Raw genomic sequence first — 14,971 nt, 5'->3', positions numbered from 1 at the left:
CCTCACCAGGTTTCTCGCGCCGACAACACACGACTGCCTACGTGGCGGGGACGTGCAACCCGGCCCCAGGTGCCGCGGCCGCACGGCCTGCCGTCGCCGTGGCCAGCCAGTCCGTGAAGCCCGGCAGGCCGCTTTCCGCGACGGCGACCTCGAAGGCGACCTGGTTGCCGTAGTCGACTCCGCGCGGCGGGTGGCCGGAGGCCCGTAGATCGTTCTCGAGGCGGCCGGCGTGGGCGTGGTCGATGGTGACCGTGACCAGCCGGGCCGGGACCATGGTGATCGGCGACGCCCGGTCGAGAGTCTCGCTCACCACGCCGCCGTACGCCCGGACCAGACCGCCCGCGCCGAGCAGCACCCCGCCGAAATACCGGGTGACCACCGCCACGACGTCCGCGAATCCCCGCCGGATCAGCACGTCCAGCATCGGCGTCCCCGCCGTCCCGCCGGGCTCGCCGTCGTCATCGGCCTTCCGCGTGCGCGTGCCGATCACATAGGCGGTGCAGTTGTGCGACGCGTCCGCCCGCCGCCGCGCCGCGATGAACGCCCGCGCCTCCTCCTCAGACCCGGCCGGACCCAGCGCGCACAGAAACCGCGACCGCCGCACCTCGGTCTCGTGCTCCACGACCTCGCTGATGGTGATGTACGGCATGCGCTCCAGCGTATCCACCCGCGCACGAGAGGATCACGGGCGATGCAGGACCACGTAGCCCTCCTGGTCGAAGATCACCTGGTAGCCGTCGCGTTTGAGTTCCTCCACGCGTTCGCGCTGCCGGTCGGGCGACCCCCAGGGGTAGGAGACCCGGGCCACGTCGGCGATGATCCACGGCGCGACGGCGGGGCGGTCCTCCCACAGCAGGACGGTGGCGCGGCCGGACAGATGCGGTCCGACGTGGTTGATCGCTTCCACCACGGCCCCGTCGGGGATGGCGCGCACCGCTGTCTCCGCGGCCACCACGTCGGGCTGGGACTCGTAGAACTCGGGGCGGATGAGCTGGTCGAACGGGAACCTTGGCACCAGCGTCAGCGCAACGGCGCAGGCCGCGGCCGCCCAGGTGAGGCCGAGCCCGCCGCGTCCGGTCCAGCGCATGAGCCGCGCCGTGCCGTCCACGCCGGCGCAGATCACCACAGCCACGATGAACGCGCTGTGATGGAAGTCGGTGCCCCACCAGATCGACCGGTCCGACAGCATGCGTTCCAGGTACGGCGGCACGGCCAGCAGGATGTTCGGCGAGCACAGGCAGGTCAGCAGCGCGGGCCAGAGCAGGAACATCAGCGTGTCGAGCTTCACCATGGGACTGACGAGCGTGTGCAGCACGCCGAGCGGATCAGTGATCATCTTCCCGGCCAGCGCCGGAATGTCGGTGCCGAGGTGGTCGTACGCCCAGTACATGTGCGGATCTCCGCCGACGGCGGGGATGAGCACGCCGCGGACGAGCCACGTGTAGAAGATCCCTACCCCGATGTACATGAGCCCGTCGAAACGCCGCCCCTTTATCAGGGCGGACACCCCGAAACACAGCACCATCAGGCCCATGTCCTCTTTGACCAGGATCAGCCCGGCGGCCGCCAGCGCGGCGTGCCCGTGCCGTTCGGCGTGGAACCGCTCGACCATCAGCGAGATCAGCACCGGCGCGAACGCCACCTCGTGGAAGTCGAAGTTCACCGCCCGCGCGACCGGCCAGGACAGCGCGTAGGCGATGGCCACGAGGTAGGCGGGAGCCGGGCCGAGCACCCGCCGGGTGTACCGCCAGATCGGCACGATCGCCAGCGCGAACAGGGCGGCCTGTGCGACGATCAACGTCTCCGGGCCGTCGTGCACCCAGTAGAGCGGCGCGAGCAGCGCCAGGATCGGCGAGAAGTGCTCGCCGAGCTGGTTGAAGTCCATCCCCTCGCCGAGATTCATCCCGCGGAGCGGACTGGTCGGCGCGCCGAACCCGGCCATCCCCCGGACCGCTTGATCGAAGAGCGTGAGATCGAGACTCGTCGTCCGGAACAGGTTGTGCCGCACCAGCGCGAGCAGGGTGTAGATCCCCATCGCCGCGATCGTGATCGCCGCGACGGCCACGGCATGCCGGGCCCGATCTCCGCCGTCCCGTACGGCCAGCCGGGGAAGCGCAGCCAGGCGAATGGCCATCACCCGGGCAGCCTGCGGAAGATCGCTCGCGGCACTAGCCGGAGCACCGCCATGACCTGGCGCAGCACCCCGGGAACCCAGATCGTCCCGGCCCTGGACCGCAACCCGGCGTGGATCGCGACGGCGACCGCGTCCGGTGTGGTCGCGAAGGGCGCGGGCGGCAGGCCTTCGGTCATCTTCGTGTGGACGAATCCGGGGCGTACCACCAGGACCCGCACCCCGGAACCGTGCAGCGCGTCGGCCAGCCCCTGAGCAAACGCGTCCAGACCGGCCTTCGCCGAGGCGTACACGAAGTTGGCGCGGCGCGGCCGTTCCGCGGCGACGGAGGAGAGCACGACGAGCGTGCCGTGACCCTGCTCGCGCAGCGCGTTCGCGCAGACCAGCGCGGCCGACATGGCCCCCACGTAGGTGACGGCTGCGATCTCGGCGGCTTTCACCGGATCGAGCGCGTTCGTGCCGAGCACCCCGCAGGCCACGAGCACCACGTCGATGTCGCCTCCGGCGAACACCTCGCCGAACGCCTTCTCATGATCGCTGATCGCCGTCGCCTCGAACGCCACCATCTCCACGGCCGCGCCCGCCGTGCGCAGTTCGTCGGCCGCCCTGGTCAGCGCCCCGGACGGGCGGGCGGCGAGCACCACGCGGCGGACCCGCCGGCGGACCAGCAGCCGGGCCGTGGCCACCGCGATGTCCGACGTCCCGCCGACGACCAGCAGCGACTGCGGATCGCGGAAAGCGTTGTTCACAGGCGCAGCCTCCTGGCCAGGTCGGACTGGAACACCCCGGCGGGATCCAGCAGAGCGCGGACCTCACGGAACCGGGCCAGACCCGGATACATCGCGGGCAGCGACTCGGGCGCGAGCCGGGCGTCCTTGGCCAGGTAGACCCGCCCGCCCGCGCCGATCACGGCCTGGTCGCAGGCATCCAGCAACTCGGGCAGCCCGGGCGCGGCGGCCGGGAAGTCGAGCGCCAGCGTCCAGCCCTCGATCGGGAACGACAGCAGCCCCTCCCCCGCGGGTCCGAGCCGTTTGAGCACCGCCAGAAACGACGGCACCCCGGATCGGGCGATCCGCCGGACCACGCTTTTCAGGCCTTCGCCGTACGGCACCGCGAACTGGTATTGCACGAACCCGTCCGGCCCGTAGATCCGATTCCAGTCGCGAATGCGGTCCAACGGGTGGAAGTACGCACCGAGCGGCATCGACCGCACGCTCACCCGGGGCGCCTTGCCGTACCAGAGGTGGTTGAACAGCGCGGCCGTGTGCCGGTTCAGCAACCCGCCGGGCATGTGCCGCGGCACGCTCAGCAGCGGCTCTTTGAGCGCCGCCGTCCCAAGCGGGCCCTCGGTGTGAACGGCCTGGTCGACGATGCCGCGCCCGCGCTCGGACAGGCAGTCGAGCCAGGCCACCGCGTACCGGGCCGTGCTGCCGGACAAGCGGGCCAGGACCTCGTCCAGATCGCGGCAGCGGCGGGTCTGGACCAGCAGCAGCGGCGAGCCGATCGGGATCGGGCGCAGGACCGCGCGGGTCACCACCCCGGTCAGGCCCATCCCGCCGGTGGTGGCGTGGAAGGCCGCCTCGCCCGGCCGTAGCGTCCTGACCATGCCCTCGGCGGTGAGCAGGTCGAGTTCCTCGACGTGCGCCGCGAACGAGCCGTCGGCCGGATGGTTCTTGCCGTGCACGTCGGCCGCCACCGCGCCGCCGACCGTGACGTGCCGGGTGCCGGGTACGACCGGGAGGAACCGCCCGCGCGGCGCCAGCACGCGGATCAGCTCGCCCAGACTGGCGCCTCCCTCGGCGACGAGCCGGTCACCGGTCAGGTCGAACTTCCGCAACCGGGTCAGGTCGACCACGACCCCGCCGCCGTTCTGCGCCGGATCGCCGTAACTGCGGCCGAGCCCGCGGGCGATCACGCCACGCCTGCCCGCCTGCCGTACGGCTGCCGCGAGCTCGTCCACCGAACCCGGCCGGAGCACCCGGGCCCGCGACGGGGACGTCCGCCCCCAGCCGGCGAGCAGCGCGTCAGCCATTCGCGCCCACGAACAGCGCCACCCACGCGACGCCGAGCCCCAGCAGCCAGCGATCCCCGAACACCACGCTCTCCGGCGCGCCGGCCGCGGCCCGGTCGATGTGCCAGGCATACCGCAGCAAGGCCAGGCCGAACGGGATGATCGTGAGACTGTGCGCGGGGAACGCCCACAGGCAGTAAACGGTCATCGCGACCGTCCCCGCCGACTGCCAGACGAAGCGCAGGTAGCTCACCGAATACTGGTCGAGCGACGGCCGGACGGCCAGCCCGTCCGCGCCCAGCCGGGCCAGCTCGGAGAACCGCTTGCCGGCCACCGCGAACAGCGCCGCCGCGCCGAGCACGATCAGGAACCACCGGGTCAGCGGCACCGCCGCCATCACCCCGCCGTACGCGGCCCTGAGCAGGAAGCCGGACGACACCACCGCCATGTCGACGATGAGCACATGCTTCAGCCACCGGCAGTAACACGCGTTGACCAGCAGATATCCGGCCAGCACCCCGGCCGCCGCGGGCCGCCAGGCCAGCGTGAGCGCCAGCGCGGTCACCGCGAGCGCCGCCGCGCCGCCCAGCGCCACGCGCTCCGGCACGATTCCGGCGGCGACCGGCCGCAGGCGTTTGTCCGGGTGGCCCCGGTCCTCGCCGGCGTCAAGCACGTCGTTGAGGAAGTACACGGCGGACGCGGCGCAGCAGAACGCCACGAAAGCCACTCCCGTGCCGGCCATTGTGCCGCCGTCGTACCGCTCGGCGGCCAGCGGCGCGGCGGCGACCAGCACGTTCTTCACCCACTGGCGGGGCCGCGCGGTCCGGACCAGACCGCCGAGCCTGGTGGACGGGGCCACGGGGGCGGTGCTGGTGATGCTCACAGGCGGTCCCCCTGCGGTCGCTGATCCCTAGCCGCAGCGGACACTATCCACTGATCCACTACCGGGGGGAGAACGGCGGGTGAAGGCTGGACCGACCGACTGTGACCCATCGGAGGCGGCACGTCCAACGTTCTGCCAGCGCATTGCCGGCGGGTGAGCGCACAGTGAAGAAGTCGTTCTGGACGCGGAATGCGTGCGTTCACGACCCGCCGGTCATCCCCCGATCCGGACGCCCGGCCAGGGCGTGCGCGGCGAAGAACCGCAGGACGACATCCGCGATCTCGCCGGGCTGCCGGCCTGACGCCTTTACAAAGTATGTCCTATATCCGTTTGCCGGTATATTCCCTCCTCGGTATATTCAAGGAGTGCTGTTCGATGTGCTCGCCGAGCCGACCCGGCGCCGGATCCTGGACCTGCTCCTGGAGCGCCCGCATCCGGTCGGCGAACTGACCGCCCGGCTCGGTCTCACCCAGCCGGGCACCTCCAAGCACCTGCGCGTGCTCCGCGAGGCCGGCCTCGTCCAGGTCCGGATCGACGCGCAACGCCGCTGGTACGAGCTCTGCCCGGCCCCGCTGGCCGAGATCGACACCTGGCTCACGCCGTACCGGCGGCTCTGGGCCACCAGCCTCGACGCCCTGGAACTCCACCTCGAGACGATGGAGAACGAGCAATGAACGAGACCCTGCACACCGTCGACGGCCGCACCGTGCTGCGGATGGAGCGGCTGCTCGCCCACCCCGTCGAGAAGGTCTGGCGGGCGATCACCGACCCCGCCCACCTCAGCCAGTGGTACCCGTTCCCCGCCGCCGAACTCGACCTGCGCCCCGGCGGGACGATCATCTTCGACGACGGCGCGGGCACCGTGCTGAAGGCCGTGATCACCGAACTCGACCCGCCGCGCGTGTTCGCGTTCAGCGAGCACGCCCCCGTCTCGGTCCCCCGCGAGAGCGAGGACCTGGTCCGCTTCGAACTCCGCCCCGAGGCCGCCGGCTGCCTGCTGATCTTCACCCACACCTTCGACGACAGGTACGCCGCGGCCAGCTACGCCTCCGGCTGGCAGACCTGCCTGGTCGCCATGGAATTCCTCCTCGAAGGCCGCCCCTTCACCCCGCCGGAGGGCAACTTCCCCGAGCTTCACGAGGAGTACGTCACCCGGTTCCACCTCGACGAGGGCACCCGCGTCCCCGGCGGGGTGCGCTTCGAGCGCCAGCTCACCGTCCCGATCACCCAGGCGCAGGCGGCCCTGGAGAAGGCGGACTGGCCCCCGGCCGACTGCCACCTGTCCGACGGGACCGGCCACGGCGCCCGCCTGGTCGTCACCGCGCCCGACTCCGGCGACCCCGAGCGAGCCCTGATCGAATGGCGGGAACGGATCAACCGCTTCGCCCGCGAGCGCGCCTAACCGGGCCACGGGGTAAATTGTCTTGACATTCTGACCTCCGGTAACCTCGGACAGTGACATCGACTCGGTTGGAATTCGACCTGGACCGGTCGAGCCCCGTGCCCCTCTACTTCCAGGTGGCCGAGCAGATCTCGGAAGCCATCAGAACCGGCGAGCTGACGCCGGGCTCCCGGCTGGACAACGAGATCCTGCTGGCCGACCGGCTCGGTCTTTCCCGCCCCACGATCCGGCAGGCGATCCAGTATCTGGTCGACAAGGGACTGCTGGTCCGCAAGCGCGGCGTCGGCACCCAGGTCGTGCACGGCCAGGTCAAACGTTCGGTGGAGCTCACCAGCCTCTACGACGACCTGCGCCGCGCGGGCCAGGATCCCGCCACCCGGGTGCTGTCCATCGGCACGGCGGCCGCGGACGAGACGGTGGCCGGGGTACTGGCCGTACCGATCGGAACCGAGGTCCTGCATCTGGAGCGGCTGCGCTTCGCCGCCGGGGAGCCGCTCGCGCTGCTGCGCAACTGGCTGCCGCTCGGCCTGGCCCCGCTGACCGCCGACGCGCTGACCGAGCGCGGTCTCTACGAGCTGCTGCGCTCCGCCGGGGTGCGCATGCGGGTGGCCAACCAGCGCATCGGCGCCCGCGCCGCCTCCCCCACCGAGGCCCGCCTGCTCGGGGAACGCCGCGGCGCCCCCCTGCTCACCATGGTCAGGACCACCTACGACGACCAGGGCCGCGCGGTCGAGCACGGCTCGCACGCCTACCGGGCCTCGCACTACTCCCTTGAGGTCACGCTGATTGAGCGCTGACCTCCTCGGCCGCGGCCCGGGCGGCGACCCGCTTCTTCAGCCACAGCGTGGTGCCGATGCCGAACAGGACGGCGGCGGCCAGCCCCACCCAGGAGAAGCCCTTCAGCCACTGCTCGGCGACCACGCCCAGGTAGTAGACGGCCGCCGTGGTCCCGCCCGCCCAGGCGATCCCGCCGAGCACGTTCGCCACCAGGAACCGCCAGTACGGCATCCGCAGCGCCCCCGCGAGCGGCCCCGCCAGGATCCGCAGCAACGCCACGAACCGCCCGAAGAACACCGCCCACATCCCGTACCGCTGGAACATCGTCTCCGCCTTGGCGAGGTGCGCGGGCCCGAAATGTTTGGGGAACCGCCGCCCCAGCCGGTCGAACAGCGGTTTGCCGCCCTTCTTCCCGATCAGATAGCCGATCGAGTCGCCGACGATGGCGCCCGCGCTCGCGCAGACGCCCACCGTGACCGGGCTCACCACGCCCTTGGCCGCCAGCAGCGCCGAGCTGACCAGCACGATCTCCCCCGGCAGGGGAATGCCCAGGCTCTCCAGCCCGATCACCAGGCCGACCAGGGCATAGACCCAGACGGCCGGAATCGACTGCAACCATTCCTCGACGTGCATGCTCAACCCCTGTCGTCCGGACAGCTCATTCTTCCCTGACCGGAAGACTGCTCCCGCCGGAAGGCTGCCAGCCGCGGCTTTCGGCCGGCTTGCGAGTCAGTAGCCGAGCGTGGTGAGCCCGGCCAGGGCCGCCTCCCGCATCTTGCCGCGCACCGCGACGGAGGCCGCCCGGTCGGTCCGCACCTCCACGATCCGCAAACCGTCCCCCTTGATCGCCCGGGACAGCTCGTCCGGCTCCTCGACCCGCGTGTACGGCGTGCCGGTCGCCGCCGCCAAATATCCCAGATCCACCCCGTGCGGCGTCCCGAAAACCCGCTCAAAAGGCGCCCCCAGACCGGCCTGCGGCAACATCGAGAAGATCCCGCCGCCGTCGTTGTTGGCCACCACCAGGCAGAGATCGGGCCGGGGCTCGCGCGGCCCCAGGATGAGCCCGTTCTGGTCGTGCAGGAACGTCAGATCCCCGACCAGCGCGTAGGAGGGGCCGTTGTGGGCGAGCGCGGCCCCGATCGCCGCCGACACCACCCCGTCGATCCCGGACGCCCCCCGGCAGGCCATCAGCCGCAGCCCGCGCCTGGGCCGCATCGCCCAGTCCAGATCCCGGATCGGCAGCGAGGAGCCGCAGAACAGCTGGGCCCCGTTGGGCAGCAGCGCGCCCAGATCGCGGGCCGTCCTGGGCTCGCTCATCCCGGCGGAGTCCAGCACCTGGTCGATGGCGTCCCGGGCGGTGAGATCGGCGTGCCGCCAGGAGTTCAGCCAGTCGTCGTCCCCGGCCGTGACCGGGATCTCGACCGCCTGCGCGACCTGGGTGGCCGACCGGGTCGGATCGGGCCATCTGGTCAGATCCTGGGCGACGACGATGTGCTCCTGCGCGCGCTTCAGCCACGACAGCAGCGGCCGCGACAGGCCCGGCCGGCCCAGCGTGACCACCACGTCCGGCACGTGCGCCTCGGCGAAGGCCTGGTTGCCCAGCAGGAAGTGGTAGGTCGAGACGGCGTGGTCGCCGTACCGGCCGTTGCCGCTGGGCTCGGACAGGACCGGCCAGCCGGCCATGCCCGCCGCGGCCACGTATCGCCGTACGTTGCTGGCGCCGTCGCCCACCACGAGCACGCCGCGCCGGGTCGGCGAGATGTGCAGCGCCGCCGACGGCGGCGCGACCCTGGACCTGATCCACGGCCCGTTGGCGTCGCCGTCCAGCGACTCGCACCAGGCCGAGTCCCCGTCGGGGATCAGCGGCTCGCGGAAGGCCAGGTTGAGGTGCACGGGCCCGGCGTCCATCGGCCCGGCCGCCCGCTGGTAGGCCCGGCACGCCAGCGACCGCCAGTACGCCACCTGCCCCGGCCGCTCCTCCGGCACGCCCACCTCGGCGAACCAGCGGACCGCTGAGCCGAACAGCTTCACCTGGTCGATCGTCTGGTTCGCGCCCGTGCCGCGCAGTTCGGGCGGCCGGTCGGCGGTGAGCACCAGCAGCGGCACCCCCGACTCGTGCGCCTCGATCACGGCCGGGAAGAAGTTGGCCGCCGCCGTCCCGGACGTGCAGATCAGCACGACCGGTTTCTCTGCACGTTTGGCCAGCCCGAGCGCCAGGAAGGCGGCGGAGCGTTCGTCGATCCGCACGTGCAATCGCAGCCGGGAGTCGGCGTGCGCGGCCAGAGCGAGCGGGGCGGAACGGGAACCGGGGGCGAGCACGACTTCGGTGAGGCCGCAGCGGATCAGCTCGTCGACGAGCACCCCCGCGAGCGCGGTGGCCGGATTCACGACAGGCCTCCCGGCCGGTCTAGCGCGCGAGACATGCGGCCGCCTCCTCCATCCGTCGAACCCACTCCGGCGACTCGATCTCGAAGCGCGCCAGCGCGGCTTCGTCCACCTCCGGACGCCGTACGGCGATCGCCCCGGCCACGGGGGTGAGCGAGTCCGCGACGACGTCCCCGGTCAGGAGGGACATGGTCCCGAGGCCGCAAGCGTACGGCAATTCGGGCAATGCGGCGGCCAGGGCGAGACCGGCGGCGAGCCCCACCGAGGTCTCCACCGCGCTGGACACCACGGCGGGCAGCCCGCAGGCCTCCACCACGCGCAGCGCGGCGCGCACGCCGCCGAGCGGCTGGACCTTGACCACGGCGATGTCGGCGGCCTCGGCGGCGCGCACCCGCAGCGGATCCTCGGCCTTGCGGATGGACTCGTCGGCCGCGATCGGGACGTCGACCCGCCGCCTGACCTGGGCGAGCTCGTCCAGGGACGGGCAGGGCTGCTCCGCGTACTCCAGGGTGAACCGGTCCAGCTCCTTGAGCCGCCGGACCGCCTCGTCGACGTCCCAGCCGCCGTTGGCGTCCACCCGGATCTTCCCGTCCGGGCCGAGCGCGTCCCGGACGGCCTCCACCCGGGCCAGGTCCGCGGCGAAGTCCTGACCCCGCTCGGCGACCTTGATCTTCGCGGTCCCGCAGCCGGACGCCCTGGCCAGGTCGAAGGCTCGCGCGGCGGGCACGGCGGGGATGGTGGCGTTCACCGGGATGGTCGAGCGCACCGGGTCCGGCCAGCCTTCGAAGGCGGCTTCGCGGGCGCAGGCGAGCCAGCGGGCGCACTCGGCGGGGCCGTACTCCGGGAAGGGCGAGAACTCGCCCCAGCCGGCCGGGCCGCGCAGCAGCACCCCCTCCCGGGCCGTCTGCCCGCGGAACCGCAGGCTCATGGGAATGCCGAAGACCCGCGTCGTCATCGTCGCGCTCGCCTCCACAGGGCTGGTGGGTTGGGGAGACAAGCGTCGCACCACCCGACAACCGCCTCCCAGCCGCCGCGCCGTGACCGTACGTCCCGGGCCCTCGGGAATGTCCACGAGAACCCGTCCGCATGGCCACCGACCAGGCGACTCGCCGTGGCGGCTGGGTAGATCAGGACTTTCTCACTAATCTTGCGAGCGTGCCAGAACGCGCTGTCCATGCCCTGCTGCTCCCGCCCGGCCCCGAACTCCTGGAATCGGTGCGGAAGGCCGTTTTCACCGAGGGGCCCGCCGTGCTGCCGCTCTCCCCCGGCCTCCCGGCGGCGGCCCTGAAGACGACCCTGGACGCGCTGCGCCCCACCCACGTGATTACCCAGGACGGGGTGGAGCGGGTCGCGGGCGGCGCGCCGACCCGCGCCGAGGTGGCGGTGATCATCGCGACCTCGGGCTCCACGGGCGCGCCCAAGGGCGTCGAGCTGAGCGCGGCGGCCCTGGTCGCCTCCGCGGCGGCCTCGCTCCAGCGGATCGGCGCGGCCGGCGAGCGGTGGCTGTGCTGCCTGCCGACCTCCCACATCTCCGGCCTCCAGGTGCTGGTCAGGGCGATGCTGAGCGAGACCGTGCCGATCGTGCACGAACGGTTCTCGGCCGGGGCGGTGGCCGCGTCGGGGGCCGGGCACGTGTCCCTGGTGCCGACCCAGCTCCGCCGCCTGGTCGACTCCGGCGCCGACCTGTCCGGGTTCCGGACGATCCTGCTGGGCGGCGCGGCCGCTCCCCCGGACCTGCTGGCCGCCCATCCGGGGATCGTCACCACCTACGGGATGAGCGAGACGAGCGGCGGCTGCGTGTACGACGGCACGCCCCTTTACAATGTAGATCTGGAAATCGGGCCCGACGGCCGGATCGCGATCGGCGGGCCCGTGCTGTTCTCCGGCTACCGCTTCGGGGAACCGTTCGGCGGCGGCCGCTACCGCACCTCCGACCTCGGGATCTGGGAGGCCGGGCGGCTGACCGTGCTCGGCCGGGCCGACGATGTGATCAACACCGGCGGCCAGAAGGTCGTCGCCGGCGCCGTGGCCGCCGTGCTGGCCGAGCATCCCGGCGTGGACGAGGTGGCCGTGCTCGGCCGCCCCGACCCCGAGTGGGGCGAGATCGTCGTCGCCGTCGTGGCCGGCCCCGCCGAGCTCGGCGAGCTGCGCGCCTTCGCCAAGGAACGCCTGCCCGCCTACGCCGCGCCGCGTGCGGTCATGCGCGTTCGTTCGCTCCCGCTGCTGCCCAACGGCAAACCCGATATGGTCGCCTTGCGGAACCAAATATGACCTGCGCTCGTCATACGTTGCGTAAGCCCGCCGCTAGGAGGACGTGCCCGTGCTGATTCCCACGCCCAAGATGCTGATCTCCGCTGGAGTCGTCGGCGCGATCCTCGTGGGCGGGGTGGCCGTGGCGCACACCGCCTCGGCGGGACGGCTGTACGAGGAGTCGCTGCGGTTCAAGGAGGTCACCCGCGCGACCCCGGCGCCGGACCCCGATGTGATCCCCGAGCCGGAATCAGGCACCCCTGACCCGAATGTGGTATCCCGCCTCATGCCCGGCGACCCGGGCGAGATCTCCGAGTACTGGACCAAGGAACGGCTGGAGGACGCGCAGCCGATGCCGATTCCGGAAGTGTCCATCAGCATCCTGCCGAACTGACCGCTCATACTGAATAGCGCGCGGGCGGGCCAAACCACCGCCCCGGGCATTCTCGGGCCCCTGGGAACAAATCACGCCTTATGGCGTTATTGCTACTGGCACGCCGGAGCGACGAGCCACCGCCGCCGACTCCCTGACCGAGCCGGAACAGCCCATCCAGAATCACTTTACGCATGAAGTCAAGGAGGAGGTGTCCTCATGCCCCGAACCGCCGTGGCGGCCTCGCGCGCACGCGAGACGACCCCCACGACGCTCGACCAGCTCCTTGAGCGAGGCCGTGCGCAGGGTCACCTTTCCCTGTCCGAACTCCGCCAGGCCTTCACCGAGGCGGGCGTCGGCGCCGCCGAGGGCCGTGCCCTGGTGCGCGAACTCACCGAGGCCGGGGTCAGCCTGGCCGATACCCCTCAGACCGCGGAGCCCACGGCGGCGGAGGAGGGTTTCGACCCTCAGGAGGCCGAGGCTGAGGCCCAGTCGATCGACATCGACGACAACACCTCCGTGATGGGCGACTCCGTTCACACCTACCTCAAGTCCATCGGCCGTCGTACCCTGCTCACCGCCGCCCAGGAGGTCGAGCTCGCCCGCCGGATCGAGGCCGGCCTGTACGCCGAGTACAAGCTGGAGGAGGCCGAGGAGTCCGGCGAGCGCATGCCCCCCGGCTTCCGCGAGGACCTGGAGTGGGTGATCGAGGACGGCCGCCGCGCCAAGGACCACATGCTGGAGGCCAACCTCCGCCTGGTCGTCTCGGTGGCCAAGAAGTACACCGACCGCGGCATGGCCCTGCTGGACGTCGTGCAGGAGGGCAACCTCGGCCTGATCAGGGCCGTCGAGAAGTTCGACTACACCAAGGGCTTCAAGTTCTCCACGTACGCGATGTGGTGGATACGCCAGGCCATACAGCGCGGCTTCGCCGACTCGGCCCGGACGATCCGGCTGCCCGTGCACGTGCTGGAGATGCTGTCCAAGCTGTCGCGCGTCGAGCGGGACATGCACCAGCGCCTCGGCCGCGAGCCCACCCCCGAGGAGCTGGCCGTCGAGCTGGACAAGACCCCCGACCAGATCGAGGAGCTGCTGCGCACCAGCCGCCAGCCGATCAGCCTGGACTCCACCATCGGCGAGGACGGCGAGACCCGGATCGGCGACCTGATCGAGGACGTGGACTCGCTGGAGGCCTCCGAGGTGGTGGACCGGCAGCTGCTGGCCGAGCAGCTGCGCGGCGTGCTCGCCAACCTGTCCCCGCGCGAGGCGCGCATCATGGCGCTGCGCTTCGGCCTGGCCGACGGCAAGCCGCACACCCTGGACGAGATCGGCAAGCACCTGGGCCTGACCCGGGAGCGGATCCGCCAGCTGGAGAAGGAGTCGCTGTCCAAGCTGCGCCACCCCAGCAACACGATCCCGCTGCTGGACTGGGCCAGCTAACTAGCCAGCTCGATCAGCGAGAACACCGCGCCCTGCGGGTCGGCGGCCACGGTCACCCGGCCCGAGGGCAGCGCGAACGGCGGGATCTCGATCACGCCGCCGAGCGACTCCACCCGGTCGGCGGCGGCCAGGCAGTCGGCGACCGCGAAGTAGACCATCCAGTGCGGCGCGATCTCCTGCGGCCACGCGTCGGTCATCTCCACCATGCCGGTCACGGTCTCCCGCGGCCGGCGCAGGTCGAACTCGGTGTAGCTGCCGGAGACCCGGCCCTGCCAGCCGAACACCCGCCGGTAGAACTCCGCCGCCACCTCGGTGTCCCGGACGGCCAGCTCGTGCCAGCAGAACGTGCCCGGCACATGATGCATGGCGGCCCCGGGAAAGTCCCGTTCCTCCCACACCCCGAACATCGCCCCCGCCGGGTCGGCGAGCAGCGCCCCCCAGCCCTGCTCCCGGCCCTCGTCGAAAACCTGGTCGGGCCCGGAAACCAACCGCCCACCCGCCTGTACGGCATGCTTGACGGTCTCCTCGAGATCGTCCACCGCCATATGGGTGACCCACCCGGCCTCCCGGACCGGCCCGAACCCCGCCACCGGCTGGGCGCGCAGCATCGCGGTCGAGTGGCTGCGCCCCCGCGGCTCGAACTCCCAGCCGAACAACCCGTGGTAGAACTCCTCCGCCCCGGCCAGGTCCCCCGTGCCGAGATCGACCCAGCATGGCTTACCCGCCGCGTACCGCGCCCGTCCGGCCATCCGCCCTCCCGTACCTCACGTTGACATCCTCCCCGGCGTGAACGCCGAGGACTCCCCCACGTCGCCGTGGGGTTCTTACTGCTTCCTCTACGCCGCGTGAGCGTCGTAGGTTGCGGGCGGTGCCGGGGTCGGAATTGCCTCGCCTGGTCTTACTCGCCCTCCACAGTCGTTTCGAGTGTCCGCCAGCCCGGCGGCCACCAAGTCCTGCCTTCCCCCAGCGCGAGACACCTGCGCCGCCTGCGCGCGCAGGCGGATGCCCTCCGCCAGAATGTTCAACGCAGCGGCAATATCCCGATCATGGTTCTCCCCGCAGGACGGGCAATCCCACTCCCGCACCCCCAACGGCACCTTCCCATTCCGCCAGCCGCAGCACGGGCACAGCTGGGAAGAAGGAAACCAGCGGCCGACCGCGATGATCACCCGCCCATAGCGGGCGGCCTTACCACCTAGCCCCGTTTTCCGCAGGTCTGTGATCGTCACCGGAGCTGCCGTGGATCCACCCCGAGGAGATAGAGGAGATCGAGCTGGGTGGGGGTGGGCTGCGGGATCACCGGTGGCGTGGCGAGGTGG

General features: G+C 71.6%; 16 protein-coding genes. 6 read left to right on the top strand and 10 right to left on the bottom strand.

Annotated elements, in window-relative coordinates; translation table 11 throughout:
* Positions 1–37: 37 nt before the first annotated feature.
* The 5 genes from ABGB08_RS50330 to ABGB08_RS50310 are packed head-to-tail and all read right to left on the bottom strand — an operon-like array spanning position 38 to position 5,025.
* Positions 38–649, bottom strand: a complete 612-nt coding sequence (locus tag ABGB08_RS50330; RefSeq protein ID WP_347606280.1) for a YigZ family protein — start codon at positions 647–649, stop codon at positions 38–40.
* 33 nt (positions 650–682) lie between these two features.
* Entirely contained in the window at positions 683–2,134 is a 1,452-nt protein-coding gene (locus ABGB08_RS50325) for a DUF2079 domain-containing protein (protein ID WP_347606317.1), read from the bottom strand.
* Entirely contained in the window at positions 2,134–2,880 is a 747-nt protein-coding gene (locus ABGB08_RS50320; protein WP_347606277.1) for an SDR family NAD(P)-dependent oxidoreductase, read from the bottom strand. Before ABGB08_RS50320 ends, ABGB08_RS50325 begins: the two co-directional genes overlap by 1 nt.
* Positions 2,877–4,163: an FAD-binding oxidoreductase gene (locus tag ABGB08_RS50315; RefSeq protein WP_347606274.1), complete on the bottom strand. Its 1,287-nt coding sequence runs from the start codon at positions 4,161–4,163 to the stop codon at positions 2,877–2,879. The genes ABGB08_RS50320 and ABGB08_RS50315 overlap by 4 nt, the downstream gene beginning before the upstream one ends.
* Positions 4,156–5,025, bottom strand: coding sequence for a decaprenyl-phosphate phosphoribosyltransferase (locus tag ABGB08_RS50310; RefSeq protein ID WP_347606271.1), 870 nt, complete (start codon positions 5,023–5,025; stop codon positions 4,156–4,158). The genes ABGB08_RS50315 and ABGB08_RS50310 overlap by 8 nt, the downstream gene beginning before the upstream one ends.
* A gap of 365 nt (positions 5,026–5,390) precedes the next feature.
* Here ABGB08_RS50310 and ABGB08_RS50305 point away from each other — a divergent pair, with 365 nt between their 5' ends.
* Genes ABGB08_RS50305 through ABGB08_RS50295 form a run of 3 tightly spaced genes read left to right on the top strand, consistent with a single transcriptional unit; the run spans position 5,391 to position 7,224 of the window.
* Positions 5,391–5,699, top strand: a complete 309-nt coding sequence (locus ABGB08_RS50305; RefSeq protein ID WP_347606268.1) for a metalloregulator ArsR/SmtB family transcription factor — start codon at positions 5,391–5,393, stop codon at positions 5,697–5,699.
* Positions 5,696–6,427, top strand: a complete 732-nt coding sequence (locus tag ABGB08_RS50300; protein ID WP_155357716.1) for an SRPBCC family protein — start codon at positions 5,696–5,698, stop codon at positions 6,425–6,427. Before ABGB08_RS50305 ends, ABGB08_RS50300 begins: the two co-directional genes overlap by 4 nt.
* Before the next feature lie 53 nt (positions 6,428–6,480).
* A complete protein-coding gene (locus tag ABGB08_RS50295) occupies positions 6,481–7,224 on the top strand; it encodes a GntR family transcriptional regulator (protein ID WP_347606265.1) in 744 nt (247 codons plus the stop codon).
* Here the strand turns inward: ABGB08_RS50295 and ABGB08_RS50290 are convergent.
* The 3 genes from ABGB08_RS50290 to ABGB08_RS50280 all read right to left on the bottom strand — a co-directional run bounded on the left by ABGB08_RS50290 (position 7,205) and on the right by ABGB08_RS50280 (position 10,544).
* Complete coding sequence (locus ABGB08_RS50290) at positions 7,205–7,837, bottom strand: DedA family protein (RefSeq protein ID WP_347606262.1); 633 nt, start codon at positions 7,835–7,837, stop codon at positions 7,205–7,207. The two genes, ABGB08_RS50295 and ABGB08_RS50290, sit on opposite strands and share 20 nt — an antisense overlap.
* 96 nt (positions 7,838–7,933) lie before the next feature.
* Entirely contained in the window at positions 7,934–9,592 is a 1,659-nt protein-coding gene (menD, locus tag ABGB08_RS50285) for a 2-succinyl-5-enolpyruvyl-6-hydroxy-3-cyclohexene-1-carboxylic-acid synthase (protein ID WP_347606259.1), read from the bottom strand.
* A 19-nt stretch (positions 9,593–9,611) separates the two neighbouring features.
* Complete coding sequence (locus ABGB08_RS50280; RefSeq protein WP_347606256.1) at positions 9,612–10,544, bottom strand: o-succinylbenzoate synthase; 933 nt, start codon at positions 10,542–10,544, stop codon at positions 9,612–9,614.
* Positions 10,545–10,744: 200 nt separating this feature from the next.
* On the opposite strand from ABGB08_RS50280, the gene ABGB08_RS50275 reads away from it, so the two are divergent.
* The 3 genes from ABGB08_RS50275 (at position 10,745) to ABGB08_RS50265 (ending at position 13,652) form a co-directional block, all read left to right on the top strand.
* Positions 10,745–11,860 (top strand): AMP-binding protein, encoded by a 1,116-nt coding sequence (locus ABGB08_RS50275; protein ID WP_347606253.1) that lies wholly within the window; start codon positions 10,745–10,747, stop codon positions 11,858–11,860.
* A 49-nt stretch (positions 11,861–11,909) separates the two neighbouring features.
* Positions 11,910–12,233, top strand: a complete 324-nt coding sequence (locus tag ABGB08_RS50270; RefSeq protein ID WP_347606250.1) for a hypothetical protein — start codon at positions 11,910–11,912, stop codon at positions 12,231–12,233.
* A 198-nt stretch (positions 12,234–12,431) separates the two neighbouring features.
* Positions 12,432–13,652: an RNA polymerase sigma factor gene (locus tag ABGB08_RS50265; protein WP_347606247.1), complete on the top strand. Its 1,221-nt coding sequence runs from the start codon at positions 12,432–12,434 to the stop codon at positions 13,650–13,652.
* Here ABGB08_RS50265 and ABGB08_RS50260 read toward each other — a convergent pair.
* Entirely contained in the window at positions 13,649–14,401 is a 753-nt protein-coding gene (locus ABGB08_RS50260) for a VOC family protein (protein ID WP_347606244.1), read from the bottom strand. The two genes, ABGB08_RS50265 and ABGB08_RS50260, sit on opposite strands and share 4 nt — an antisense overlap.
* A gap of 87 nt (positions 14,402–14,488) precedes the next feature.
* On the bottom strand, positions 14,489–14,881 hold the full coding sequence (locus ABGB08_RS50255; RefSeq protein ID WP_347606241.1) for a zinc ribbon domain-containing protein: 393 nt from the start codon (positions 14,879–14,881) through the stop codon (positions 14,489–14,491).
* Positions 14,882–14,971: the final 90 nt, after the last annotated feature.

It is taken from the genome of Acrocarpospora sp. B8E8, from assembly GCF_039871605.1.
Lineage (GTDB): Bacteria > Actinomycetota > Actinomycetes > Streptosporangiales > Streptosporangiaceae > Acrocarpospora > Acrocarpospora macrocephala.
Note: the sequence above shows the minus strand (reverse complement) of the source record. Positions and strands in the feature narration are given on the sequence as shown.

Excerpts from the sequence above, each read along its gene's own strand:
- ABGB08_RS50330 (WP_347606280.1), bottom strand. The coding sequence starts at position 649 with ATGCCGTACATCACCATCAGCGAGGTCGTGGAGCACGAGACCGAGGTG.
- ABGB08_RS50325 (WP_347606317.1), bottom strand. The coding sequence starts at position 2,134 with ATGGCCATTCGCCTGGCTGCGCTTCCCCGGCTGGCCGTACGGGACGGC.
- ABGB08_RS50315 (WP_347606274.1), bottom strand. The coding sequence starts at position 4,163 with ATGGCTGACGCGCTGCTCGCCGGCTGGGGGCGGACGTCCCCGTCGCGG.
- ABGB08_RS50300 (WP_155357716.1), top strand. The coding sequence starts at position 5,696 with ATGAACGAGACCCTGCACACCGTCGACGGCCGCACCGTGCTGCGGATG.
- ABGB08_RS50290 (WP_347606262.1), bottom strand. The coding sequence starts at position 7,837 with ATGCACGTCGAGGAATGGTTGCAGTCGATTCCGGCCGTCTGGGTCTAT.
- ABGB08_RS50280 (WP_347606256.1), bottom strand. The coding sequence starts at position 10,544 with ATGACGACGCGGGTCTTCGGCATTCCCATGAGCCTGCGGTTCCGCGGG.
- ABGB08_RS50265 (WP_347606247.1), top strand. The coding sequence starts at position 12,432 with ATGCCCCGAACCGCCGTGGCGGCCTCGCGCGCACGCGAGACGACCCCC.
- ABGB08_RS50260 (WP_347606244.1), bottom strand. The coding sequence starts at position 14,401 with ATGGCCGGACGGGCGCGGTACGCGGCGGGTAAGCCATGCTGGGTCGAT.